General features: G+C 34.0%; 23 protein-coding genes and 1 tRNA gene. 19 read left to right on the top strand and 5 right to left on the bottom strand.

The genetic code is table 11. From position 1 onward, the window contains the following. Positions 1 to 9 precede the first annotated feature (9 nt). The 4 genes from EJA19_RS05415 to EJA19_RS05400 all read left to right on the top strand — a co-directional run bounded on the left by EJA19_RS05415 (position 10) and on the right by EJA19_RS05400 (position 2,889). A complete protein-coding gene (locus tag EJA19_RS05415) occupies positions 10 to 1,383 on the top strand; it encodes an MBL fold metallo-hydrolase RNA specificity domain-containing protein (protein WP_125467334.1) in 1,374 nt (457 codons plus the stop codon). Positions 1,384 to 1,393: 10 nt separating this feature from the next. Beyond that, entirely contained in the window at positions 1,394 to 1,810 is a 417-nt protein-coding gene (locus EJA19_RS05410; RefSeq protein ID WP_125467333.1) for a hypothetical protein, read from the top strand. A gap of 116 nt (positions 1,811 to 1,926) precedes the next feature. After that, a complete protein-coding gene (locus tag EJA19_RS05405) occupies positions 1,927 to 2,379 on the top strand; it encodes an Hsp20/alpha crystallin family protein (protein WP_125467332.1) in 453 nt (150 codons plus the stop codon). Between the two features lie 66 nt (positions 2,380 to 2,445). Beyond that, a complete protein-coding gene (locus tag EJA19_RS05400; protein ID WP_125467331.1) occupies positions 2,446 to 2,889 on the top strand; it encodes a hypothetical protein in 444 nt (147 codons plus the stop codon). A gap of 171 nt (positions 2,890 to 3,060) precedes the next feature. Here EJA19_RS05400 and EJA19_RS05395 read toward each other — a convergent pair whose 3' ends face one another. After that, on the bottom strand, positions 3,061 to 4,266 hold the full coding sequence (locus tag EJA19_RS05395) for a serine hydrolase domain-containing protein (RefSeq protein ID WP_125467330.1): 1,206 nt from the start codon (positions 4,264 to 4,266) through the stop codon (positions 3,061 to 3,063). Between the two features lie 263 nt (positions 4,267 to 4,529). On the opposite strand from EJA19_RS05395, the gene EJA19_RS05390 reads away from it, so the two are divergent. The 13 genes from EJA19_RS05390 to EJA19_RS05330 all read left to right on the top strand — a co-directional run bounded on the left by EJA19_RS05390 (position 4,530) and on the right by EJA19_RS05330 (position 20,408). Next, entirely contained in the window at positions 4,530 to 4,913 is a 384-nt protein-coding gene (locus EJA19_RS05390) for a hypothetical protein (RefSeq protein ID WP_125467329.1), read from the top strand. A 430-nt stretch (positions 4,914 to 5,343) separates the two neighbouring features. Continuing rightward, positions 5,344 to 8,214 (top strand): zinc-dependent metalloprotease, encoded by a 2,871-nt coding sequence (locus EJA19_RS05385; protein ID WP_158611356.1) that lies wholly within the window; start codon positions 5,344 to 5,346, stop codon positions 8,212 to 8,214. A gap of 1,066 nt (positions 8,215 to 9,280) precedes the next feature. Then, positions 9,281 to 10,822, top strand: a complete 1,542-nt coding sequence (locus EJA19_RS05380; RefSeq protein ID WP_125467327.1) for a class I SAM-dependent DNA methyltransferase — start codon at positions 9,281 to 9,283, stop codon at positions 10,820 to 10,822. Beyond that, complete coding sequence (locus EJA19_RS05375) at positions 10,819 to 12,093, top strand: restriction endonuclease subunit S (protein ID WP_125467326.1); 1,275 nt, start codon at positions 10,819 to 10,821, stop codon at positions 12,091 to 12,093. Before EJA19_RS05380 ends, EJA19_RS05375 begins: the two co-directional genes overlap by 4 nt. 3 nt (positions 12,094 to 12,096) lie before the next feature. Next, complete coding sequence (locus EJA19_RS05370) at positions 12,097 to 12,723, top strand: photosynthetic reaction center family protein (RefSeq protein WP_125467325.1); 627 nt, start codon at positions 12,097 to 12,099, stop codon at positions 12,721 to 12,723. A 41-nt stretch (positions 12,724 to 12,764) separates the two neighbouring features. Continuing rightward, positions 12,765 to 13,811 (top strand): PD-(D/E)XK nuclease family protein, encoded by a 1,047-nt coding sequence (locus EJA19_RS05365; RefSeq protein WP_125467324.1) that lies wholly within the window; start codon positions 12,765 to 12,767, stop codon positions 13,809 to 13,811. Then, positions 13,804 to 16,926, top strand: coding sequence for a type I restriction endonuclease subunit R (locus EJA19_RS05360; RefSeq protein WP_125467323.1), 3,123 nt, complete (start codon positions 13,804 to 13,806; stop codon positions 16,924 to 16,926). Before EJA19_RS05365 ends, EJA19_RS05360 begins: the two co-directional genes overlap by 8 nt. 55 nt (positions 16,927 to 16,981) lie before the next feature. Beyond that, positions 16,982 to 17,530 carry a hypothetical protein gene (locus EJA19_RS05355; protein ID WP_125467322.1) on the top strand — a complete coding sequence of 183 codons (549 nt, stop codon included), beginning with the start codon at positions 16,982 to 16,984 and terminating at the stop codon, positions 17,528 to 17,530. Between the two features lie 29 nt (positions 17,531 to 17,559). Then, complete coding sequence (locus EJA19_RS05350) at positions 17,560 to 18,078, top strand: helix-turn-helix domain-containing protein (protein ID WP_125467321.1); 519 nt, start codon at positions 17,560 to 17,562, stop codon at positions 18,076 to 18,078. Beyond that, positions 18,078 to 18,515 (top strand): hypothetical protein, encoded by a 438-nt coding sequence (locus EJA19_RS05345; protein ID WP_125467320.1) that lies wholly within the window; start codon positions 18,078 to 18,080, stop codon positions 18,513 to 18,515. The genes EJA19_RS05350 and EJA19_RS05345 overlap by 1 nt, the downstream gene beginning before the upstream one ends. Before the next feature lie 368 nt (positions 18,516 to 18,883). Further along, positions 18,884 to 19,099, top strand: coding sequence for a helix-turn-helix domain-containing protein (locus tag EJA19_RS05340; protein WP_125467319.1), 216 nt, complete (start codon positions 18,884 to 18,886; stop codon positions 19,097 to 19,099). Next, complete coding sequence (locus tag EJA19_RS05335) at positions 19,099 to 19,425, top strand: HipA N-terminal domain-containing protein (protein ID WP_125467318.1); 327 nt, start codon at positions 19,099 to 19,101, stop codon at positions 19,423 to 19,425. The genes EJA19_RS05340 and EJA19_RS05335 overlap by 1 nt, the downstream gene beginning before the upstream one ends. Beyond that, on the top strand, positions 19,425 to 20,408 hold the full coding sequence (locus tag EJA19_RS05330) for a type II toxin-antitoxin system HipA family toxin (protein WP_125467317.1): 984 nt from the start codon (positions 19,425 to 19,427) through the stop codon (positions 20,406 to 20,408). Before EJA19_RS05335 ends, EJA19_RS05330 begins: the two co-directional genes overlap by 1 nt. A gap of 292 nt (positions 20,409 to 20,700) precedes the next feature. Here EJA19_RS05330 and EJA19_RS05325 read toward each other — a convergent pair whose 3' ends face one another. From EJA19_RS05325 to EJA19_RS05315, 3 genes are all read right to left on the bottom strand, one after another. Further along, positions 20,701 to 21,351, bottom strand: coding sequence for a hypothetical protein (locus EJA19_RS05325; protein WP_125467316.1), 651 nt, complete (start codon positions 21,349 to 21,351; stop codon positions 20,701 to 20,703). A 3-nt stretch (positions 21,352 to 21,354) separates the two neighbouring features. Next, positions 21,355 to 22,728, bottom strand: coding sequence for a tyrosine-type recombinase/integrase (locus tag EJA19_RS05320; protein WP_125467315.1), 1,374 nt, complete (start codon positions 22,726 to 22,728; stop codon positions 21,355 to 21,357). A gap of 54 nt (positions 22,729 to 22,782) precedes the next feature. After that, a tRNA-Met gene (locus tag EJA19_RS05315) sits at positions 22,783 to 22,856 on the bottom strand. A 131-nt stretch (positions 22,857 to 22,987) separates the two neighbouring features. On the opposite strand from EJA19_RS05315, the gene EJA19_RS05310 reads away from it, so the two are divergent. Together EJA19_RS05310 and EJA19_RS05305 are read left to right on the top strand one after the other, a co-directional pair. Next, positions 22,988 to 23,374 carry an START-like domain-containing protein gene (locus EJA19_RS05310; protein ID WP_125467314.1) on the top strand — a complete coding sequence of 129 codons (387 nt, stop codon included), beginning with the start codon at positions 22,988 to 22,990 and terminating at the stop codon, positions 23,372 to 23,374. 68 nt (positions 23,375 to 23,442) lie between these two features. Further along, positions 23,443 to 24,288, top strand: a complete 846-nt coding sequence (locus EJA19_RS05305) for an aminotransferase class IV (protein WP_125467313.1) — start codon at positions 23,443 to 23,445, stop codon at positions 24,286 to 24,288. Here EJA19_RS05305 and EJA19_RS05300 read toward each other — a convergent pair. Next, the gene (locus EJA19_RS05300) at positions 24,281 to 24,841 is read right to left on the bottom strand and encodes a YqgE/AlgH family protein (protein ID WP_125467312.1); all 561 of its coding nucleotides are present in this window, start codon (positions 24,839 to 24,841) and stop codon (positions 24,281 to 24,283) included. The two genes, EJA19_RS05305 and EJA19_RS05300, sit on opposite strands and share 8 nt — an antisense overlap. Positions 24,842 to 24,898: the final 57 nt, after the last annotated feature.

Here is a 24,898-nt window from a genome sequence, read left to right as displayed (position 1 = left end):
TAATTAGTTATGGAAAACTTTGCAAGAATTAACTTTTTAGGCGCCTCTGGCGTTGTTACAGGCTCTAAGTTTTTTATAGAAACATCGGAGCAAAACATTATGATAGATTGCGGTATGTTTCAAGGCCTAAAAGCACTTAGAGAACTTAATTGGGAAAACCTGCCTATTCATGTCGCATCTATAGATGTTGTCTTGCTTACACATGGTCATTTAGATCATGTTGGGTATTTGCCACGACTGGTTAAACAAGGATTTCAAGGAAAAATTATAGGAACAGCACCAACCTTAGCTATAGCCGAAATTATACTAAAAGATAGTGCGAAAATTCAAGAAGAAGAAGCCAAAAAAGCAAACAAAGAACATTACTCAAAACACCAGCCTGCATTACCCTTTTATACAGTAGAAGATGTTGAAAAAACTATTGCTTTATTTCAAGTAGAAATAGACAGTAAATGGATAAGTCTTTCAGAACATATTTTATACCGTTTTCAGTATAACGGGCATATTATTGGCGCCACATTTATCGAATTGGATATTAATGGAAAGCGTTTTGTATTCTCAGGCGATATAGGTAGACGTGACGATTATTTATTAAATGATCCTAAAACACCCCAATGGGCAGATTTTTTATTTATAGAGAGTACTTATGGTAATAAACTACATCCAGAAGAAGATGTAGAAGATATGCTATCAACTATAATTACAGATACGCTTTACAAAAAAGGCACGCTCGTTATTCCAAGTTTTGCTGTAGAACGCTTACAAACGCTTATGTATATTTTATGGCAGTTATATAAAAAAAATAAGATTCCAAACATACCTATTTTTGTAGACAGCCCTATGGGAAATAATGTGTTAGATGTATTTAAGCGCTTTCCAAAATGGCATAAACTATCACCAGAAGCCTATAATATGATGTGTGATCACATTAATATTGTACAAACCTATAAAGAAACCTGGGACACCATCGATGACCCTAGAGCAAAAATAGTCATTGCTGGAAGCGGAATGGTTACAGGAGGACGCGTACTTACGTATTTACAACAATTAATAGATGTTCCTACAACAACCGTCTTGCTTGTGGGGTACCAAGCAGAAGGCACTCGCGGCAGGCAACTTTTAGAAGGCGCTCACGAAATACGCTTATTTGGAAAATATTATCCTGTAAAAGCCACGATAAAAAGTATAGAAAGCTTATCAGCACACGCCGACCAAGACGATTTACTTAACTGGATGAGTCACATAAAAAATATTCCAGAAAATGTTTACCTCATACACGGCGAACCAACAGCATTAGATGCTTTTAGAGTAAAAATAGAAACTGTCTATCAATGGCATGTTACTATTCCTAAATTAACCGATGTTGACAAAGTTATCATTTAATACCATAATTATGACAACTAATATTACTTACAGAAGTTACAATACTGATAAAACCTTAGAGGAATTACAGTACAATATAAATAAACATAAAATACGACTAGAGAATACCAAAGAAGAAATTGTGTTTTATGAGTTTATTTTAAGCGCTCCCATGTATAAAAACTCAATTATTAATTTATTTGAAACACTTCAACAGTTTAAAACAAAACTACAAGAACTAGAAAGACAAGTATTACAGCTTATAGAAGATATAAATGTACATGTAAATCAAATAGCGAAAAAAAACGAATGTGAAGATGTGATGTGTGATAATTACTTTCTACAACATCAAGACAATTTAGAACGAAAAACGCATGATTTTTTTACCGAATTAAGCATTCTTAAAAGCGCTATGTTTGATTATTTAAAAAGTGTCATAAAAGTCTGATTAATTTGTGTTAAATATTTGTTTTTCAGCACTGTAAATGATAAAGGTCATTTTAAAAAACATACATATTACTTAATTTAATGTTGTAAAATAAGTTTAACCAAAATATTATAATTATGTCACTTATTAAATTTAACAACAGACGTCCATTGTTACCTTCATGGACTAACGATGGTTTAAAAAGCTTTTTAAGTAGCGATGATTTTTTTAATAACGATTTCTTTGAAGAAGATAGTTTAATGCCTGCCATGAATGTAAAAGAGCATGATAGCGACTTTGAAATAGAGTTTGCAGCTCCAGGTTTTACAAAAAAAGATTTTGAAGTCACTATCGACGAAGGCGTACTTAATGTATGTGGTGAAAAACAGCACGAGAAAGAAGAGCAAGACGAAGCGTATACTAGGAAAGAGTTTAGTTACAACTCGTTTAAAAGATCTTTAAGTTTACCTAACTCTGTTAATACAGACCAAGACATTAAAGCCATTTATAAAGATGGTATTTTAAAATTAAACCTTCAAAAGAAAGAGGAAGCCAAAACGCCTCCTAAAAAAGTTATTGAAGTACTTTAAGAAAGGCAAAGCAAAAAGTAGTATAGCAAAACTACTTTTTGCTTCACCATTAAAAAATAAGAAAACATGAATGCAACACATACACACGTTAAGTATGTAGAGTGGTTAAGTCCAGAAGAAATTCATAAAAATACAAATGAGTGGCTTTCAGAGTTGAAATTTGTACAAGAAGAACAACAGTTTTTTAAAAACTTAATTAAAGACTATACCCTGCAACTTACCGCTTCTAAATACTTTAACGAAAGCAAAGACCTAGTAACAAAACTAGACACAATGTGCGACGAAACGACTAACCTAATTACGTTAGTACACACGCATAGTAATAAACTTGAAATAATAGTAGATAAAGTAGATCAACTTAAAGAGGAAGAGAGGTACAAAGACGAACACAGACAACTTATTATAAAAGTACACGACTTTTTGAGAAAAAATAAAGAACTAAAGTCTCGTTTATTCGAGCTTGTAAAACGTGTTATTAAAGAACAAAACCAGAAGAGGTTACTAAGTTAGTATTAGGTTTAGTTAAGAAGATTGAAAAACGCTGTTTTGTACAGCGTTTTTTTATTATAATACGACTTAACCATTTGACTATAAATGAAGTCACTATCCTTTATAAGTTTTTGGCTTGTGAGACTCCAAAAAGACACTTTATGTAAGTATTTATTATTTTCAAATTCTTATTTATTCATGCATCCACATGGCAGGCCAATTATATGCTCTTGAAATGGCTCTTATTATTTCGTGAATTAAAGGAAACCCGTTGTCTGAGTTGGTCATAACTACAGCTCCTCGACCCGTGTCAGCAAAAGATACTGCATAGCAAACAAACCCTGCATTTCCTCCTGTATGTCTAAAACGAAAAGCTTCTCCTTTTCCGTCTAAGCCTATTCCTATTCCACCAGCATTTGGCACTCTTGTCATCATTGTTTTTGCAGATTCTTGACTTAATAAATTATTATCTTCACCACGATATGATTTTCCTAATGCTATCATAAAAAGAGCTAAATCTGTTGGGGTGGTCCAAAGCCCTGCTGCTGCTTTTTCAGGATAAATATGATAACCACCATCTATAACGTTACTATTTTTATTGTAACCATTGGCTGTCAAACGTTCCAATTTTTTAGACAATGGGTAAACAAAAGAGCTGTTATTCATTTTAGTTGGTTTAAGTATTATAGTGTTTAGAAATTTCGGGAATTCCTTTTTGGTAACATCTTCTATTAACATTTGTAATACTTGCATTCCTCCACCAGAATATAATTCAGACTCTCCTGGTTTTTGAACCACACGTACAGGCTCTGAATTTGTTATTTCGCTACCTTGTAATATTTCTAATAATGTTGGAATTGAATCCTTTTTGTTATAGCCTTGAAAACCTGATGTGCCCAAACCAGAAGTATGACTCATGATCCTACGTAGTGTCACTTTTTCTGTTTTGGTGAATTCATTATCTGGAATTTGCCATCTAATTAATTTCGAGTTAACATTTTCGTTTAGAGAAAGTTTATTTTCCTCTATTAATTTAAATGCAGCAACACTTGCGATTGGTTTAGAAATTGATGCTGCTTGAAAAAGCGTATGCTTGTTAACATCTTCTCCAGTTTCCTTATTTTTTTTACCATAACCTTTTGACCAAAGGATTTTATTGTTGTTAAAGACAGAAATGCTAACCCCAGCCACATTTAGAGCTTTCATTCTGGACTCAATGGTGGTGGCTGTAGAGTCATCTTCCCCATTTTTATTTATCTTATAGATATTATTTTCAACTCTTTGCTGAAAATTGATTTCTCTAGCTGTTGTATGGTTTTTATTGTCTTTTTTGTTTGAAAGACAAGAAGATAATACAACGACTATAATTGCAAGTAAACTAAATTTTGTGTTTTTCATAATATGCTTGTTCATTAGCATCTGAAAGACGATAGCTTTTGTTTAGTGTTGCAATATTATGGCTAACACTAATGATTTGTGTATGTGTTGCTTTAATAATAACAGCATACGTGTACGGCTAGCTTTTTGATTTATGTTAGGAAAACTCTTAGCGTTAAATGTTGTTGGCAATACATTATTATACACTATTAGTGTAAAGGTTAATTTCATATTGATTTTTTGTTTAATTTTAATAGATAAGTCATCCTAAACTTAGATTAGACATGTGGAAGTATTTTTTTGCATGGTTTCCAATGGTTCTTATAGCCATAATAAATGGTTTGTTCCGAGAAAAAGTTATTGCTAATAAACTTAACGAGCTTCAAGCACATCAGTTATCAACATTAAGCATGATTATTTTCTTCGGAATATATGTTTGGGTATTATTCAAAATTTTCAAGCCTGAATCTACAAATCAAACACTATTAATTGGCTTGCTTTGGTTGGTATTGACCGTGATTTTCGAGTTTTTGTTTGGCCATTATGTTGTAGGTCACCCTTGGAACAAGTTACTGTTAGACTATAACATTTTAAAAGGCCGTGTTTGGCCTCTGTTTTTAATATGGATTACTATATCTCCGTATGTAATTTATCACCTTCAGAAGTAGGGGAGAGCGAGTGATTACTTATAGCCATTGTTATAGACAGTTTTTTATTGTTTTATATTCTATGTAAGTAAAATCAGCTCCTGTAGCTGTAATTACTGAAATTAACGCTACTTCATTATACAAAATGACAAAACCATCATCTTTCAGGCCGAAATAGGTCAGAAATACTCCTGAAATTAGGTATATGCTTACTTTGCTTTTTCATTAACTTTTTGTTTTAAATTTCTAAAAATCAGATAAATGTGACATTTGTTGTATTGTTTGGAACATATGTAGAAGTCTTTTTTTTTGAGGTCATGTAGCTTTGGAAGTGACAAAAACTTCATACTAGTTCTCTCAATCAGATAGTTATGAGTTTTTTAAAAGTTTAAATGTTTAATCAATTAAAACACTTTTTATTATGAAAACAATTATTTTACGGCTGGCTATTATGCTGGTCACAATCACATCTTTTGGCCAAGGAAAACAGCCTCGACAGCAACCGGAGTTTAATTTATTCCTTGAATCTACGGTTATGGCAGCGGAAAAAGAATACGCACAAGTTACAGAAGGGAAACTCCTCACTATTGATCTTAAAAAACTTTCTGAGTTACGTGAGGCGGAACCTAATCAATTCCAATTAAAAATTCCACTGAGTAATGAACAGCATATGGACTTGAAACTTGAAAAGATCCAGGTGTTTGCAAAAGGCTTTAAGGTTGAAACAAGCACTGGAAAAAATATGCAAAATGTTGATCTCGGGATACACTACAAAGGCTCTATTGTTGGTCAGTCCAAATCATTTGTATCCTTGAGTGTGTATAAAGATGAAGTTGTTGGGTTGTTCAGCGACAGTGATTATGATTATGAACTAGTTAAATTGGAAAACAACGATAGTCGTTATATTTTTTACAAAACTGCAAATCTGCAGCAACACATAAAAGATGATCTCTTTAAATTTAAGTGTTATACTGGTGCAGATGGTAAAGAAATGCCAGAGTACACAGAATCTCAGTTATATAATGCAAACAGATCACATGATTGCCAAGTCGTGCAAGTCTATCTTGTAGCAGATTATTCTTATTATACCCTTAACGGTAACGATGCAGAAGAGACTACTAACAAGATGACTTCTGCCTTTGCTCAGACCATCAATGCTTATAACGCAGAGGATATCTATATGGTGCTTTCTGGCGTATTTGTATGGGATGAAGAGGATACCTTTGATGAAACCGAAGAAGAGGCCCGTGATCAAAGAGATGATTTTAGAGACTATTATAACGGCGACGGTGATGGATGGCCTGGCGATTTGGCAGCCTTAATTTCTGGAACAGAAGGTAACTGGGGAGGTGGTGTTGCCTATTTCGATGGACTTTGCACAAGCAACTCCTATTCTTTAACAAGAATCGGAATTGATGCACCAATAATGCCTTGGACATCCTACTCTAGGTATGTAAAGGTGCTTACACACGAAATAGGCCACAATCTTAATTCGCGACACACGCATGCTTGTGTTTGGAATGGAGATGACACACAGATTGATGATTATGGTAATGTTGATAATGCTGGAGATCCAGTTGATGAACCTGAAGGAAATTCTTGCCTTAGTGAGCCGTACTTACTGGATGTATTCCCAACCATTATGAGTTACTATGATAGTTATGGTCACGGCGCCTTTCCAATTTCCAATGGAATGGGAACCCAACCTGGAAATGTAATGCGTGACTATGTAGCGAACGCTTCTTGCTTGACTAATGGCAGCGAGATACCACCGATAGCTATTTGTCAGGACATCACCATACAACTTGATACGAATGGTAATGCCTCTACAACAGCCTCTGCTGTGGATAACGGTTCTTATGATGCCTGTGGTGGTGTGCCATCGCTTTCACTCAGCAAAACCAACTTTAATTGTAGTGATTTAGGTACCAATAGTATTACCCTAAATGTTACGGATAGTGATGGTAATATAAGTAGCTGTACTGCTACGGTTACTGTTGAGGATAATGTAAACCCTATTATTACATGTCCTTCTAGTAGAAGCATAAAGTGTGATGAAGATAGCACTCCAGCTAATACTGGATTTGCAACGGCCACGGACAATTGTGATGCTACTCCAAACATCACGTTTAGCGATGTAGAGAATTTGACCGGCTGTGGTGGTACTGGCACTATAACTCGTACTTGGAGAGCAACAGATGGCTCCGGAAACACGTCTAGTTGTACTCAAATCATTACGCTAGTAGATGCTAGTGCCCCAGTAATCACATGTCCGGATGATTTAGATGTTGAATGTGGAAGTGATTATAGTCCTTCTGCGACAGGTACTGCAACAGCCGTTGATAATTGCGATACAAACCCGGTATTGACTTATAGCGATGTTACAGACTTAAATGGTTGTGGTGCTACGGGAACAATCACTAGAACGTGGACAGCTACAGATGCCTGTGGTAATGTTTCGTCTTGCGAGCAAATAATTAGCATTATTGATACAACACCACCTACTGCCATTTGCCAAGATATTACAGTGCAATTGGGCGATAAAGAATCGGTATCCATAACCGCCAGTCAAATAGATAATGGCTCCAATGATATTTGTAGCAATGTTACACTGGCAATCGATCAGTCTGTCTTTACTTGCTATATGTTGGGAGATCACCAAGTAACGTTAACGGTTACTGATGCGTGTGGTAATGTAAGCTCTTGTATCGCAAAAGTCACCTTAGAAGGTCCAGATGAAGATTGTGATACCGTGGCTGACCAATGTGATGAATGCCCAGGAGGTGATGATACAATTGACAATAATGGCGATGGTTTACCAGACTGCGCTTATTATCCAGGATTTGATAACCTTATTGATGAGTGGATATGTGGTGTAAATGAGAAAAAAGTAGTGCTTTGTCATAGACCAGTAGGTAGCCTTGATGACCATCAGACTATTTGCGTAGGGGAGTCATCTGTGGAGTCTCATCTTGAACATGGAGACTATCTTGGTTCATGTGATGCTGCCAATTGTGATGATGTTATGGCCAAACTTATAGATAACACCTCTATGATGCAACTAGTTGTGTCGCCGAATCCTGTGAATGATAAAACTACTATCAGAATTAGTCTGCCTCCAAACAGTTTTGCTAATGTTGAAATCTATAATCTCTTAGGACAGCGTGTGTATGGTGTTCATAGAGGAGTTATAGACTCTGGTAGAAGTCAGTTTAAATGGAATGGCACTTCAGGAAATGGTACATTGCTACCACGTGGCATTTACTTTGTGATTCTAAAATCTAATGGTGAAATGATTGCAAAGAAGGTGATTTTGAAATAATCAATAATGAAAAAAACCATTCGATAATATAGGAGAGGCCAAATGGCCTCTCTTTTTTTCGGGAGTATAAACAAATCCTTTATTTTTTTCGCCTGAGTTTGGCTTCTGTTTTTAATATGGATTACAGTTTCTCCGTATGTAATTTATCACCTTCAGAAGTAAGGGAGAGCGAGTGATTACTGATAGCTATTGTTATAGACAGTTTTTTATTCTTGTTTCTTGGTTTTTCTATATTCGATTAATGCAAAAATTAGCGCAGTAATTCCTAAAATTAAGGCTACTCCGTTATACCAAATCACAAAATCATCATCTTTCAGGCCAAAATAGATCAGAAATACTCCTGAAATTAAATATGTGTTTACCTTACCTTTCATTCCATATGCTCATTAGTAAATATATTATTGCACTTAACAAATCTATTATATTTTAAAAACAATAAAAAGGTTAACGCTTTTATATATGAAATTTATACTTGGGATTTAGAAGTAATTATATGCCTACTTACATACCTAGTTTGTAATTAATAAAGACATAAAAAAAAACGGTTTAGTGAACCTAAACCGCTTATATTGAATTGTTTACATTTTGTAGCGAGACCGAGATTTGAACTCGGGACCTCCGGGTTATGAATTTGCGTAACGTGTTCATAATCAGTTATTTACTGGGCTGAGAGGCTAAAAATGTGCAAAATCGTGTTCTAAAACGTGTTCAGATTCTTGTTAAAAAATTAATTGTTATAAAAGTACTATTTTTTTGTAAAAAGAAGATGAATTATCATTAGAATTTTAGAGGACAAATTTTAGTGATTTGCTTAAAAATTGACACGATTTGTAGTCAAATTACATACAATTTGACTACAAAAGAAGTCGCTACCCTCGGTGAGATTTTGGGTGTTATTTTGTTGGGTTAAATTAACGCTTACTTTTTCTGGTACAAGATTAGGTGTTACGGATTACCGTACAGTTTTTATTATTTAAGTTAATAGATTTGTTTTGTAAATATTCCTGATTCCTACAAAAGATTTATATTTTTAAGGTTTTAAATACCACTAACACACCAATCATAAATGCCAAAAACAGACACCAGTTTCGAGAAGAAACTCTTTAAAGCAGCCGATAAACTTCGTAAAAACATTGATGCAGCCGAATACAAGCACGTAGTACTCGGTTTAATTTTCCTAAAATATATTTCAGAATCGTTTACAGAACTCTATCACAAACTAGAGGAAGACGAGTGGAGCGACCCAGAAGATAGAGACGAGTACATCGCCGAAAACACCTTCTTTGTGCCTAAACTTGCACGTTGGTCGCACATACACGCACAAGCCAAATTGCCTTCTATTGGGCAAACTATAGATGAAGCGATGGAAGCCATAGAAAAGGAAAACAAAGAGCTTAAAAACGTACTACCACAAGTATATGGTAAAGCCAATTTAGATAAAACGTCTTTAGGGGAATTGATTGACTTAATCTCTAACACCGAACTACAAGCCGAAAACGAAAACTCTAAAGACCTTTTTGGTCGTGTGTATGAATATTTCTTGGGCGAATTTGCCAATGCCGAAGGTAAAAAAGGCGGACAATTCTACACACCAAAAGCCATAGTAAAATTAATGGTAGAAATGATAGAACCCTATAAAGGGCGTGTGTATGATCCTGCCAGTGGCTCTGGGGGTATGTTTGTAATGAGTGAAAAATTCGTCACCGAACACCAAGGAAATATTAAGGATATTACCGTGTACGGACAAGAAAGCAACCACACCACGTGGAAACTTTCTAAAATGAACCTTGCCATTCGTAACATCAATAGCAAGTTTGTGGTGTGGAATAACGAAGGAACCTTTTTAAAAGATGCACACCCAGATTTAAAAGCCGACTTTATTCTTGCCAATCCACCGTTTAACCAAAAGGATTGGGGCGTAGATATTCTAGCAGACGATGCACGTTGGAAATACGGCACACCACCCAACGGAAACGCCAATTACGGTTGGATGCAACATATGCTGTACCACTTGTCACCACGTGGGGTTATGGCAACGGTATTATCTAACGGTTCTTTAAGTTCTAATACCTCTGGTGAAGGCGACATCCGTAAAAATTTAGTTGATAACGATTTGGTAGAATGTATTGTTGCCTTACCAAAACAATTGTTTTACAACACAGGGATACCTGCGTGTATTTGGTTTTTACGTAGAGAAAAAAGTAATACAAGTAAAGAAGTACTATTTATAGATGCTTCCGAAATGGGCTATATGAAATCTCGTGTACATAGAGATTTTACGGAAGAGGACATTGCCAAAATACGCGATACCTACCTCAATTGGCGAAAACAAAATAATGATGTCACCCCGAGCGCAGTCGAAGGGTCTCATCCTTACCAAGACGAAAAAGGCTTCTGCAAATCTGCAACCCTAGAAGCCATACAAAAACACAGCTACGTACTCACACCAGGACGTTATGTAGGCATACCAGACGAAGAAGACGATGGTATCCCTTTTGAAGAAAAAATGGCAGACCTAACCGCTACTTTAAAAGAACAAATGGACAAAGAGCAAGAGCTGAATGATGAAATTGCTAAACAATTGGCTAAAATTGGGATGAGTTTATGAGTAGTGCAAATGACAAACCAAATGGCTGGGAAGAAACTAATTTGGGAGAGGTATGCGAAATAACATCGGCAAAGAGAATATTCGCTAAAGAGTATAAAACTTTTGGTATACCATTTTTTAGAGGAAAAGAGGTTACTGAAAAGTTTAACGGTAATGAAGTTTCAACAGAGTTATTCATTACAAAAGAAAAATATGAAGAAATAAAAGAAAAGTATGGTGTTCCAGTCTATAAAGATATTTTACTTACATCTGTAGGTACTCTAGGAAACCCTTATATAGTAGAAAAAGATTTTAAATTTTATTTTAAGGATGGAAATTTAACTTGGTTTAAAAATTTCAATGAGATAAGCTCAAAGTTTTTATTTTACTGGCTAATATCACCTCAAGGAAAAGAGAACTTGTCACACGCACGTATTGGCTCAACACAGCAAGCCTATACTATGACAGCTTTGAAAAGAGTTGAAATAGTAAAACCACCACTACCAGAACAAAAAGCCATAGCCAACATCCTCACAGCTTTTGATGATAAAATAGAAAACCTACAAGCCCAAAACAAAACCCTAGAGCAAACCGCACAAACTATTTTTAAAGAATGGTTTGGTAAATACCAAGTAGGCGATGAATTGCCTGATGGGTGGCGTGTTGGAGAACTTGACGAGGTAATTGAATTTATCAATGGTTATGCTTTTAAAAGTAAAGATTTACTAAAAGAAGAAGAACCAAATTGTTTTAAAGTCTTCAAAATGGGTGATATAAAAAAAGGAGGTGGATTCAATCACGATAAGACCAAAAATTATTTTCCGAAAAAAGGTTCTGATAAATTAGAAAAATATATTCTAAAAAATGGTGATCTATTAATGAGTATGACAGATATGAAAGATGCAATTTCATTATTAGGTCATACAGCATTAATGATTTATGATAATGAGTATATCGTTAATCAACGTGTAGGTTTAATTAGAGCAAATAATGATATCAATATTGATTATCCTTTCCTCTATCTTTTAACAAACGACAAACATTTCATTGCTAATTTAAGAGGTCGTGCTAATAGTGGTGTGCAAGTTAATTTATCAACTCAAGCAATAAAAGAAAGTTTATTCAAAATACCTGATAAGGAAACGAATAAAAAATTTGATGATTTAGTTAAACCATTATTTGAGAAAAGAAAACATAATTATATCGCCATTCAATCACTAAAAAAAACCAGAGATACCTTATTACCCAAATTAATGAGTGGGCAAATTAGGGTAAATGAGTTTAAAAGTTAAACTATGGCAGACCCAATAGACAACATAACGGACACAGCAAAAGATTTACTAGAGGATGCTAAAGAAGTTGTAAGACAACGGTTTTTTAGCCCAATGTACTTTTACTTTATTCTCTCTTGGATTATCACAAATTGGAAATTTTTATATGTATTATTCTCTGTAGAACAATCAGATATGAAAATTTGGAAATTACATTACTTAATGAGTTTTTATCCAATGAATGGGTTTTGGGTTAGTGTTTGGTCTATTTCAAAATTAATATTAATACCCGCATTTTCTGCATATATTTTTGTTTGGTGGTTTAGTAGATTATCCGAAAGATTTTATGAGCGTAACGAAACATTCAAACTGAATAAGGAAACTATTAAAAGAAAATTAGATTACGAAGAGAAGGTTAAAATAGCGGAGGAAAAAAGAAAAATTAGAGAAGCTGAAGACGATAAAGAAGAAATTCGCTACAACGACCACCAAGAATTTAATGATTATTTAGACGAGGGCACGGAAAATATAACGTTATACGATGCAGATTACTTGCCAAGTGAAGTGATTTACAACACAGACCCAGAAAGCTATAAAGATAAACTCAATAAATATCTAGCAGAACAGGGAAAAGATAAAAGTAGTATTTAGAAGTCTAAATAGTAAACCACGATTTTAAGAGGTAATTATTTATGAATAAACATCCTAACATATTCAATTTCGCTACCAGCGAGTTAAGTCAAGATGCCTTTTTAGCTTGGTTATTAAGTTGGGCAAATCCTATTTATAAAAATATAGATAACGACTTGCACCAGTTAGGTTTTAGCTTTCTTAAGTCATTGTTAGCAAAACAAAAGATCCAACTAACCAACATTTCGAATCTAGAAGTTAAAACCCAGTTTCATAAAATAGATGTATTTGTTGATTTTACAATGAATGGGAAAAAATATGGGATTATTATAGAAGATAAAGTATATACAAACAACCATTCTAATCAATTAACTACATACAAAAATAAAATAGAAAACAAAGACTTTGATGTAGTTGTACCTATTTACTTAAAAACAGGGTTTCAACATTGTTATAAAGATGTGCAATCAAAAGGTTTTTATCCTTATTCAGTAAAAGAACTGATTAGTGTTTTAAAAACAGGGCTGCATATTGATAATGCCATTTTAAACAATTATTACGAGTATATTTTGTCCAAAGAAAAAGAGTTTGATAATGCAAAGTATGCGTATGTAAATTATAAAACAATACCCGTGTCTAATTGGAAATGGTGGGAGTGTACAGGTTTCTTTAGTGAATATAGCAACAATTTTAGCGCAGGTTGGGGTTCGGTAGGTAATAATAGACAGCCATTATTGGCTATGTGGTGTAAGGGAGCACCGTTAAACATTAAAGATGCCGATACTGGAGCAAACCTAAAATTAGATTTATATCTTGATGTCATTTATGCGACAAATAGTCTAAATATAAATTTTAGATTAGGAAATTTAGAGGCGCATCCACAAACAAACAATAGGAATAGAAATAAGATATATAACGCCTTTTCGTCTGTTCTTAATAAAGAAGGAATTATTCATAGAAAGCCGCATTTTAGAAAATCAAAACAAACATTGTGCTTGGCTCAAGTAACCGATGTTGATATGAACATCAAGTACGATAAATTTTTAGCGTTAATTACAGATTACAAAGAAGTGGCTAATCAATTCGCAATTAATTACACCGATGCTTAACGAAAACAACATAGAACATTCTTTAATAGACCAATTAGTCAATCAAGGCTATGCGTATTATAACGGTACTGATATTTCACCTATTGGTGAAAATCCACAACGCGAGAGTTTTAGTTCGGTGCTATTAGAAAATCAGTTTAAGGAGTCACTTAAAAAACTAAATCCTACTTTACCAGAATCAGCTCGTGTAGAAGCCTACCAAAAGGTAATTAATTTGGGTACAGAAGACATTATGGAAAACAACGAGCGTTTCCATACCTTGCTAACAAACGGTGTTACCGTAGAATACACCAAAGAAGGTAGAACCAAAGGGATTAACGTAAAGTTGTTAGACGTAGAAAAGCCAGAGAACAATAACTTTTGGGTAGTCAATCAATTAGTCGTTAAAGAAAACAACAACGAAAAACGCTTTGATGTGGTAATTTACATCAATGGATTACCATTGGTATTTATAGAATTGAAAAGTGCCACAAGCGAGAAAGCAACCTTACGTAGAGCCTACGACCAATTACAAAATTATAAGAAAGCAGTACCAAGCATTTTTTATTACAATGCCACTTGCGTGATTAGCGATGGTATAGATGCAGCAACATCTAGTGTATCTGCACCGTTTTCACGTTTCCTTGCTTGGAAAGCACCAAAAGAAGAGCCAAACGAGGTAAGAACGCAATTGCAAATTCTTACCGAATATATGCTGAACAAAAAAACATTAGTGGAGCTAATACGCTACTGTACGGTGTTTGAAAAAGAGGAAAAGAAAAATGAAGAAACAGGTATTGTATCCCAAATAAAAATTAAAAAAGTAGCGGCTTATCATCAATATTACGCTGTTCAAAAAGCAGTAACGCAAACGTTACGAGCAACTCATAGTGAAGAAGGAGACCGCAAAGTAGGTGTCGTTTGGCATACACAAGGTTCAGGTAAATCGCTTTCAATGGTGTTTTATAGCGGACAAATTATTACCCATCCGCAAATGGAAAATCCCACCATTGTCATATTAACAGACCGTAACGATTTAGACGACCAATTATTTGGCACATTTGGTAATTGCGTGGGCTTATTAAGGCAAACACCAATACAAGCAGAAAGTCGAGAACACATCAAACAATTATTAAAGGTTTCTGGTGGTGGTGTGATATTTACCACCATTCAAAAATTTGCACCTACCGAAGGTAATGTTTACGAAACTCTATCAGATAGAACGAATATCGTGGTAGTGGCAGATGAAGCACATAGAAGTCAATATGGTTTTTCTGGTCGTGTAGTAGAAACAGATGATGGTTCAGAAATAAGATACGGAAACGCCAAATACTTACGTGATGCCCTACCAAACGCCTCTTACATTGGTTTTACAGGAACACCTATTGAGAAAGAAGATAAATCTACACCTGCGGTGTTTGGTGATTATATAGATGTATATGATATTAAACAAGCGGTAGATGATGGTGCAACTGTTCCTATTAGCTACGAATCCCGTTTAATTAAAATTAAACTAGATGAGGAAACATCTAAACAGTTAGACGATGAAATAAACGATATTGAAGGTGCAACCGAAGAGCAAATAGAAAAAGCCAAAAAGAAAACTGCTACGATTGATGCGGTGGTTGGGCATCCAGACCGATTGAAAGATGTGGCGAAAGATATTGTTATACATTTTGAAGCCCGTCAAAACGTATTTGAAGGAAAAGCTATGATTGTTGGGATGACACGAAATATTTGTGTACGACTTTACAATGAAATAATAGCTTTAAAACCAGAGTGGCATAATGACGATATAGATAAAGGAATGATTAAAGTCATAATGACAAGTGCTACTGTTGATAAACCAATATTGCAGCCACATCATACCACTAAAAACCAAAGAAAGGATTTAGCTACTCGTATGAAAGACCCAAACGACGAACTTAAATTGGTTATTGTTCGCGATATGTGGTTAACTGGTTTTGATGCGCCAAGTATGCACACGTTGTATGTTGATAAGAAAATGCAAGGGGCAAATTTAATGCAAGCTATTGCAAGAGTCAATCGTGTGTACAAAGACAAACCAGGAGGATTAGTAGTTGATTATTTTGGTATAGGTCAAGATTTAAGAAAAGCAATGGCAACTTATTTACAAAGTGGCGGAGAAGGTTCACCAGTTGTAGATATTAAAGAAGCGATTGCAGGTATGAAAGAGAAATTTGAAATCGTAGAGCAAATGTTCAACGGTTTTGATTTTAAGCAATATTTTAAAGTTGATACAGCACAAAAATTACAAGTATTATTGGGTGCTCAAAACTACATTTTAGCAGACCAAAAACTAAAAGACCGTTTTCTCAAAGAAGTGACGTTGTTATCGAAGTTATTCGCAATGTCAATTCCAAGTCCAGATGCGGAAAAACTAAAGGATGGTGTCGCATTTTTTCAAGCTGTTAAAGCAAGATTGAACAAGTTTACAGGAAGTGGCGTAAAATCAGATTACGAAGTAGAAACAGCCATTAAGCAAATTGTAGATGATGCACTGTCTAGTGATGGAGTTATAGATGTTTTTGAAGCAGCAGGTGTAAAAGCACCATCAGTAGGTATCTTATCGGATGAGTTTTTGTTGGAAGTAAAAAATATGCAACAAAAAAATATTGCATTTGAATTGCTTAAAAAACTGTTGAGTGATGAGGTAAGAATCCGTAAAACAAAAAACCTAGCCCAAGGAAAGAAGTTTTCTGAAATGTTAGAGTCAGTTGTAAAACGCTATCATAACAATCAAATAGATTCCGCTCAAGTACTAGCAGAACTATCAGAAATCGCAAAGGAAATGCGATTAGAAGATAGTAAATCAGAGGATTTAGGATTAACACCAGAAGAATATGCGTTTTATAGTGTGTTAAAACAAAATGAGTCAACCAACTTTTTAGAAGATGATCGTATGAAGGAATTGATTCATACAATTGTAGATGTTATTAGAAAAAATGCTACAGTCGATTGGAGCAAAAGAGACGATGTAAGAGCAAAATTAAGGTTAACCGTAAAGAAAATACTAATGCGCTACGGTTACCCACCAGATATAGCCAAAATGGAAGCCGATAAAGTATTAGCCCAAGGAGAAGCTTTGGCTGAAATGTTTTCAAATGGCAAATAAGACTGAAGAATAAATAGTTAAATAAATTAAAAAAATAAACCTACAGGTTGATTTAATGAAAATAATTGATACATTTGCAGTAGTGGAAGAGAGCTTGTATTCGGTACAATATGATACAGAAGCTACACACGAATTTGCAAAATGTTTTGAATTATGGAACGATCCAGTCTACTTACGGGAGTTTTTCGAGCAACACCAAGAAGATTTAGACAATGTGTTTTGGAATGGCATCACAATTGATGAAGCTATTATTAAAACACGTGAAGACGCTAAATTATTTGAGCAAGAACTATTAGAAATTGCTGAACTTGGAAAAACCGAAAGACTTGAAACATTATCTACACTATTTGAACCACTCTCAACAGGAGTTATTGAAGATTATGAAAAAGACAAAGCCAAAGGAATCATTAAACCCAGTTGGCTTCGCATCTATGCCATTAGAGTTGATGTCAACTTATTTGTAGTTTCAGGAGGTGCAATTAAATTAACACCAACTATGAACGAAACAGACCATTTAATTCTTGAATTGGATAAACTTGAAATAACAAAACAATTTTTACTCGACGAAGAGAATGACCAATTAGATTTTGTAGAGTCGTATTAAACACACAAAACAGCACACACCACAACGTTATGAGCATAAACAACATCAAAAATAAATTACTAAAGAACTCAAAAAAGGATACTGCTTGGTTAGAAAAAGCCAAATGGAGAAAGGAAAATGAAGAGTGGCTTGATATTTCTTTCAAAATTGCAGTTAAAGTATTATCTGCCTTAAAAGCAAATAAGGCTACAGATACATACCCTAAAAGCCAAAAGGAATTGGCAGAGGCTTTAGACTGCTCACCACAATACATAAGTAAACTATTAAAAGGTCAAGAACGTTTAGGAATTGATACCATTACCAAAGTAGGTAAAATATTAGGTGTAAAGCTAATTGAAGTACCTCAAGAGGAAGTCAAGAAAGAGGAAATGCTTTCAAGCGAAGATAAGTTTACGGTTACTATTAAGGCCAAAGAGTTAATGCGTTTCAAATATCATTTTGGAAAATTAATTCAAGAGGATAACGAGTTGTCTTTTGATTATAGTGAAATGGTAGAAACATCAACTTATGTGCGTCGTGGAGATAATCATTTAAAGGTAGTGGCATAATGTCTGATAAAATAGGATTTTCATTAAAGAAAATAACAACAGAGCAATTTGCAATAATTGAATCTGCTTTTAAAGAAGGGGAAGATGTACAATTTAGCGTAAACGCTAAATATGGCATTAATGAAAAAGACAAAATGGTAGCGGTTTTTGTATCACCAGCATTTTATCAAGATAAAAAAGCATTTTTAGTATTGGAAATAGCGTGTCATTTCAAAATTGTAGATGATGCTTGGGAAAGTTTTAAAAATAAAGACAAAACCAAATTGACTATTCCTGTTGGTTTTATTCGTCATTTAATTATGTTAACCATTGGTACGGCAAGAGGTGTTTTGCATAGTAGAACAGAAAATACGCCTTTTAATGACTTCTTAATGCCTACAATCAATGTTACTGAAATTGTAAAATCAGGTGTGGCTTTTAAATTAGGATTAGATTAGAAATTAATTTTTAATGCACTGCTTTGTTATCCCATTTAACTATTATTAATATTTAGATATCCTTTTTTATTGTAGTTAAATTTGACTTCATATGTAGTCAATTTTCATACAATTTGACTACAAATGAAGTCGCTACCCTCGGTGAAAACTGTAATTACCCTCGATGAGAATGTTGGCTACCCTCGATGAGATTTCTTTTACAGCTTAAAAAAATAATTCGCTTTACTATCTGAAAAGTGCGTTTTAATGCACATTTCAAGATGTTCTATTAGTTGTTTTAGTAAAAATTAATCAATAGTGTGGTTTAGTGCACTTTTTTTATGATTATTTGTGAATATTTTATATATTTACATTAAAAGAGCAATAAAATGCACCATGAAACATTAATAGAAAGTGTAAAATCCCGTAGAGATACGCTTAAAATCACACAGGAAATGCTTGCAGATCTTTCAGGTGTAGGTTTGCGTACACTAAAACAGTTTGAAAGTGGTAAAGGCAATCCAACATTGGAAACGTTAACCAAAATAGGTGATACGTTAGGTATGGAACTTATTTTTACTGCTAAAAACTTAACAGCTGACTAATGCGACAAGTCCAAGTTTTATATAAAAAGGAAGCTGCTGGGGTATTAACACAGTTAGATAATGGTAGCTTTGTGTTTAAATATTATGATCAATGGTTTAATAACTCAGATAAGCCAGCTATTAGTTTAACTCTACCCAAAACACATCAAGAATATACATCTAAACATCTGTTTCCTTTTTTTTATAACATGTTGCCAGAAGGCTCTAATAAACAAGTTGTTTGTTTTGAAAACCGTATAGATGCTAAAGACTACTTTAGTATCTTAATGGTAACAGCCATGCATGATACGATCGGGGCGATAACCATTAAAGCAGTAAATAAATAATGACTTTTACAGATATAAAATATTGCCCAAGTACACTTGCAGAAGGTTACACAACTTATAGTAATACAGCTTTAAGACGTGTGTTTAATGGTAAAAAAGTAAGTGTTGTTTTATCGTACGATTCGCCAACAAATAATGCTACTACAGATGAATTATTTTCAGACAATAGAAGCCGTATGTCTATATCTGGCGTGCAAGAAAAATTTTCAGTTTTATTAGATAAAAATAAATTACGGTTGATACAAGAAGGCGAGCAAGGGCAATACATCTTAAAGCCTATTCCAAATGTTGGTAAAAATACCTATTTAATGCCAGCAAACGAGCATGTAACCATGCAAATAGCACGTCAAGTGTTTGGAATTGATACCGCAGAAAATGCACTGATATTTTTTAAAAATGGCGCACCCGCTTATATAACAAAACGGTTTGATGTTAAAAATGATGGCAGCAAATGGGCACAAGAAGACTTTGCGTCATTGGCAGGTAGAACCCCGCAAACACATGGCGAAGATTATAAGTACACAGGTAATTATTTAGAGCTTTTTACACTATTAAAAACGTATGTGCCTGCCTATACTATAGAGTCTATTAAATTGTTTAAGCTTATTTTGTTTAACTATTTATTTTCTAATGGCGATGCACATTTTAAAAACTTTTCTTTAATAGAAACCCCTCTGGGAGATTTTAAATTAAGCCCTGCTTACGATTTACTAAATAGTAGATTACATATAGCTGATAAAGATTTTGCATTAGACGAGGGTTTGTTGCCACCTAATTTAACAAAAGGTAAAATTAAAGAGCAGTTTTATATTTTAGGAAGCGAAGCTAACATAGCGAAACAACAAATAGAAAACGTGTTTACTAATTTAACGTCTAAACAGGATAAGGTACAAGCATTAATTGAAGCCTCTTTTTTAGATGAAAAAGCAAAAAGAAACTATACCCAAGCATACCAAACCAGATTAAAAAAACTAATGCGTTAATATGTTATAACTGTTGGTACAAGGTGAAATTGACATCATCTGTAGTCAATTTTCATATAATTTGACTACAAATGAAGTCGCTACCCTCGGTGAGATTTTAGTTTACCCTCGGTGAGAATGTTGACTACCCTCGATGAGAAAGATGCGTCCCTCGGTGAAAATTGGTGTTACCCTCTATGAGATTTTGTGGTGTGAGACAAAAAAGAAATAGAGAGTTAAATAAGCATTTTGAGAAAATATAACGTTTAAAAAAATTAACGTCAAACTTACGTACGGTTGACGTATAATTTAATTATTTTTTAGTTTTGTTTACTGTATTGACAATTTTTGAAGTCATTTTAGAAGGGATGTTAAAGACGGTTTCCAATAAAAAGACATCAGCGTCTTCGTCGCTTATAATTTGCGGTTTTTTAGGCTTTTGCTTTTTAGTTTGGACGGGTTTCTTGTTATAAGAAATAAGAGCGTTAGTAAACCTAGACGTCAACAACGCTCCAAACGTTCTTTTTATCTCTGTGTGGTGCGTTGAAAAGTAATCTTTTTGCAAAAGAAACATATCGCTCACATTTTTAGAGGCATCTTTAATGTATTCCGAAAGATGTGTGTACATTAAATTAGTTAGGTAGGTATGCGTTTCTACATGCTCCCAATACTTGTTAATTAAGTGCTTAAACTGGGGGGCACTTAGTTTACTTTGGGCATCAATAAGGGTGAATATATTCTCATCAAAGAGACTATTCTTAGAAATTATTTCAACTTTATTAAATTCACTTATATCTTCTATAGTCTTCCTATCATCATCCATGTAAACAATAGTGTTAGTTAAGTGATAGGGAATCATATCCTTTAATTGTGTACGTTGAACATCATCATATACTTTGCTAGGGACGTAAAAGATATACGATCTGGTTAAATTGTTACGTAACGTGTTAAAGGTTTCTTTCATATGCTATTTTAATAAATGCGAATAGTCATCAGGGATAGCCGCATCAATACTACGTAAATATTTCTCTAAAGCATCCATGGTAGAATGCCCTGTAATTAACATGATTTTACTTTTAACCTCATGCGGTGTGCTACCCTTTATTAAGGATTGATAGAGCTTTGTTATAAATGTGTGCCTAAAGCTATATAAACCATAATTTTTATCAAGATTAAAATGGTGTTTAACAACTTTTCTATAGCGCGCAGAGAAGTGGTTTCTTTTGTTTGTTTCATCAATATCCCAATATCCACCTATTTTGTCTTGCGTAAATAAATGCATGTCGCCATTAAATTGTGATAAATCAGGCAGATCTTTTAGTAGTATGTTAGGGATACGTTTAACTTCAAGCGGATTGTTTTTTGACTTAAACTGAAGTAAGCCTTCTTTAACGTTGATGTCTTTAACTTTAAGTCTACAAACCTCAATAGGTCTTAAAAAGTTATAGGAAATAAATTTAATATACAGGAGTAGGACAGGGTCTTCTTTTTCTAAGTACTTAAAAATTTCAGTTTGTGTTTTATGAGAATACGTTTTGTTACGTTCTGGTTTCGTTTTTAGAGCCTTTATTTTCTTAACATGATTAGCAGGAATGATATCGTTATCTTCCATAGTTTGCATTAAAGAACTAAGATTGGTTCTGTAGTTATTGCAATTCCTAGCACTTGATCTTGACAGTACCTCATTAAGATACCTCATTATAATAGCTTTATCGACCAAGTTTATGGTGGTTATGTTAGGATGTTCCTCTTTAAGCCAACTAATAAATTTATCAGCATGAGCTCTATAATCTCTAAGCGTTCGATCGCCAACAACATTCTTTTTTAAATGTAAACTTAAATCAAAGGCTTTCTCTAGCGATGTGCCTGTAACTTCTTGTGCGTTATTGTTAGGCACATTTATATTGGTATCCTGTCTTTGAATAATAGGCGTTTGTTGCACTTGTATAGGATGGGGTATGGTTGCAACCTCGTTTTGCTGTTTTTGGATTTTAGATGGTTTGCTTTGTTTTAATAAATGCTTGTTATCCTCAAAAGGGTTATAGCCTTTTTTAAGTAGAAGAAGGAGCCTTTTTCTATACACACTTAAAACTGCTAAACGTTCTTCTTTCTTTTTGTAAGTGTTAGCAATGCCATAAATATTTTTCATACGCTCTAATTTTCCCGTTTTGGGATTTCTAAAAGAAAAATAGACGTACCAGCGTTTGCTTAAATCACCTTTAGCATTGTAAATTTTTGGGCTAGAAAATTGGGGCTTTTTTCTCAAATCGTGTTCCGAATCGTGTTCCAAATCGTGTTCATTTCCGTGTTCAAATGTAATAAAATCGTTCAATAAAGACATAAAAAAAACGGTTTAGTGAACCTAAACCGCTTATTTTGAATTGTTTACATTTTGTAGCGAGACCGAGATTTGAACTCGGGACCTCCGGGTTATGAATCCGACGCTCTAACCAACTGAGCTACCTCGCCGTTTTTCAAGGCTGCAAATATAAAAACAAATTTATATCAAGCAAACATAATCTGTTTAAAATATTTTAAAAATAGTTTTAAAACTTATTAATTAATCTATATATTGAGCAAATAATTTTTATTTAAGGACTATGGACGATAAGATTAAGTACGAAATGGAATTCCCCATTCATGCGTCACCGCAATTGCTTTACCAATATATATCAACACCTTCTGGATTGTCAGAGTGGTTTGCTGAAAATGTAAATTCTAGAGGCGAACTTTTTAAATTTATTTGGGACGGCGCAGAGGAGCAAGCCAAATTATTAAGCAAGAAAAGTGGCGAGCGCGTTAAATTTAGATGGGTTGATGATGAAGATTCATCCTACTATTTTGAAATTAAAATTCAAGTAGATGAAATTACCAAAGATGTGTCGTTAATTATTACCGATTATACAGAGGAAGATGAATTAGATGAAGCAAAGATGCTTTGGGAAAACCAAATTTCCGATTTAAAGCAAGTCTTAGGCTCAGCATAATATTTTTCACTTAAGATATCATATATTTGCAAATCCCGAGTTTTTCGGGATTTTTTAATGATATAGCAATGATAAATCTTAACGGTACATTAAGTAATAACGAGCAAACGCTTTCTTATAATAATAGAGGGTTTAACTATGGCGATGCCCTTTTTGAAACCATAAAAGTAGTGCATGGTAAAGTCCTCTTTTTAGAAGATCATTATTTTAGGTTAATGGCTTCAATGCGCATTTTACGTATGGAAATTCCTATGAGTTTTACCATGGAATTTATTAAAGAAGAGGTTTTAAAAACAGTAGAAGCTAACCAGCTAAGTAAACGTACAGCTAGAGTTAAAATAGTCGTATTTAGAGAAACGGGTGGCTTGTATTTGCCCAAAAATGAAGCTGTTAGTTATGTAATTTCAGCAACTTCTCTAGAAAGCGATTTTTATTTGTTAGATGAATCGGCTTACGAGGTCGATTTATTTAAAGATTACTATGTGTCTCCAGATTTATTATCTACCCTAAAAACCAATAACAAAGCGATTAATGTAGTTGGTAGTGTGTATGCTAGTGAGAATGATTTAGCAAATTGTTTGTTGTTAAATACAAAGAAAAGTGTTGTAGAAGCTTTAAACGGTAACTTGTTTTTAGTAAAAGGAAAGGAAATAAAAACGCCACCAATTTCCGATGGTTGTTTAAAAGGGATCTTAAGAAAACAGCTTATAGATATTATAAACATACTACCTGATTATACATTGGTAGAAGAATCGGTGTCGCCTTTTGAGTTACAACGTGTAGACGAAATGTTTATAACAAACGTAATAACAGGGATTCAGCCTATATCAAAATATAGAAAGAAAACTTATACAACAGATGTTGCTAAGTTGTTATTGCAAAAACTTAATGTAAAAGTAAGACTATCTAGTTAAAACTAGGGTTTTCTGGCGCGTTAGACCAAATACTGTATTCGCCACCTAATTCAAGCATTTTTTCTTTCCAGAAAGACTGGTAGTCCTTTTCTATAATAGCCTTTTTATAAATATTTTCGGTAACAACCCAAGAGCTTAGTTTTAGTTCTTGCTCAAGTTGGTTGGTTGTCCACCCCGAATAGCCTAGAAAGAATTTTATATCGCTTTCTGTAAGTTCGCCATTAGAAATAAGCTCGGCAACTTGGTTAAAATCGCCTCCCCAATAAATACCTAAAGATATTTCTATACTATTAGGGATTAAATCGGGTGCTTTATGAATAAAGTAAAGGTTATCCTGTTCTACAGGACCACCATTGTATACTTTAAACTTAGCATTTATAGATGGAATAATATCGTTAAGTGTAAAATCTAATGGTTTATTTAAAATAAAACCTATCGAGCCTTCATTAGTATGATCTGCCAAAAGAACAATCGATCTGTTAAAAGACATATCACCAATAATCGATGGTTCGGCGATTAATAAATTACCCTTTTTTGGCTGAAGTGTAATCATACTGTTAGGAGTTAGTTATCTAAAGCTAATAAAAAAATGTTAAAAAACAAATGTTTG

Source organism: Mangrovimonas spongiae, assembly GCF_003944795.1.
Lineage (GTDB): Bacteria > Bacteroidota > Bacteroidia > Flavobacteriales > Flavobacteriaceae > Mangrovimonas > Mangrovimonas spongiae.
Note: the sequence above shows the minus strand (reverse complement) of the source record. Positions and strands in the feature narration are given on the sequence as shown.

Coding starts and splice junctions, on each gene's coding strand:
- EJA19_RS05375 (WP_125467326.1), top strand. CDS start 10,819: ATGAGTAGTGCAAATGACAAACCAAATGGCTGGGAAGAAACTAATTTG.
- EJA19_RS05340 (WP_125467319.1), top strand. CDS start 18,884: ATGCACCATGAAACATTAATAGAAAGTGTAAAATCCCGTAGAGATACG.
- EJA19_RS05395 (WP_125467330.1), bottom strand. CDS start 4,266: ATGAAAAACACAAAATTTAGTTTACTTGCAATTATAGTCGTTGTATTA.
- EJA19_RS05330 (WP_125467317.1), top strand. CDS start 19,425: ATGACTTTTACAGATATAAAATATTGCCCAAGTACACTTGCAGAAGGT.
- EJA19_RS05310 (WP_125467314.1), top strand. CDS start 22,988: ATGGACGATAAGATTAAGTACGAAATGGAATTCCCCATTCATGCGTCA.
- EJA19_RS05415 (WP_125467334.1), top strand. CDS start 10: ATGGAAAACTTTGCAAGAATTAACTTTTTAGGCGCCTCTGGCGTTGTT.
- EJA19_RS05320 (WP_125467315.1), bottom strand. CDS start 22,728: ATGTCTTTATTGAACGATTTTATTACATTTGAACACGGAAATGAACAC.
- EJA19_RS05380 (WP_125467327.1), top strand. CDS start 9,281: ATGCCAAAAACAGACACCAGTTTCGAGAAGAAACTCTTTAAAGCAGCC.
- EJA19_RS05360 (WP_125467323.1), top strand. CDS start 13,804: ATGCTTAACGAAAACAACATAGAACATTCTTTAATAGACCAATTAGTC.
- EJA19_RS05405 (WP_125467332.1), top strand. CDS start 1,927: ATGTCACTTATTAAATTTAACAACAGACGTCCATTGTTACCTTCATGG.
- EJA19_RS05300 (WP_125467312.1), bottom strand. CDS start 24,841: ATGATTACACTTCAGCCAAAAAAGGGTAATTTATTAATCGCCGAACCA.
- EJA19_RS05335 (WP_125467318.1), top strand. CDS start 19,099: ATGCGACAAGTCCAAGTTTTATATAAAAAGGAAGCTGCTGGGGTATTA.
- EJA19_RS05385 (WP_158611356.1), top strand. CDS start 5,344: ATGCTGGTCACAATCACATCTTTTGGCCAAGGAAAACAGCCTCGACAG.
- EJA19_RS05410 (WP_125467333.1), top strand. CDS start 1,394: ATGACAACTAATATTACTTACAGAAGTTACAATACTGATAAAACCTTA.
- EJA19_RS05370 (WP_125467325.1), top strand. CDS start 12,097: ATGGCAGACCCAATAGACAACATAACGGACACAGCAAAAGATTTACTA.
- EJA19_RS05355 (WP_125467322.1), top strand. CDS start 16,982: ATGAAAATAATTGATACATTTGCAGTAGTGGAAGAGAGCTTGTATTCG.
- EJA19_RS05365 (WP_125467324.1), top strand. CDS start 12,765: ATGAATAAACATCCTAACATATTCAATTTCGCTACCAGCGAGTTAAGT.
- EJA19_RS05345 (WP_125467320.1), top strand. CDS start 18,078: ATGTCTGATAAAATAGGATTTTCATTAAAGAAAATAACAACAGAGCAA.
- EJA19_RS05325 (WP_125467316.1), bottom strand. CDS start 21,351: ATGAAAGAAACCTTTAACACGTTACGTAACAATTTAACCAGATCGTAT.
- EJA19_RS05305 (WP_125467313.1), top strand. CDS start 23,443: ATGATAAATCTTAACGGTACATTAAGTAATAACGAGCAAACGCTTTCT.
- EJA19_RS05350 (WP_125467321.1), top strand. CDS start 17,560: ATGAGCATAAACAACATCAAAAATAAATTACTAAAGAACTCAAAAAAG.
- EJA19_RS05390 (WP_125467329.1), top strand. CDS start 4,530: ATGTGGAAGTATTTTTTTGCATGGTTTCCAATGGTTCTTATAGCCATA.
- EJA19_RS05400 (WP_125467331.1), top strand. CDS start 2,446: ATGAATGCAACACATACACACGTTAAGTATGTAGAGTGGTTAAGTCCA.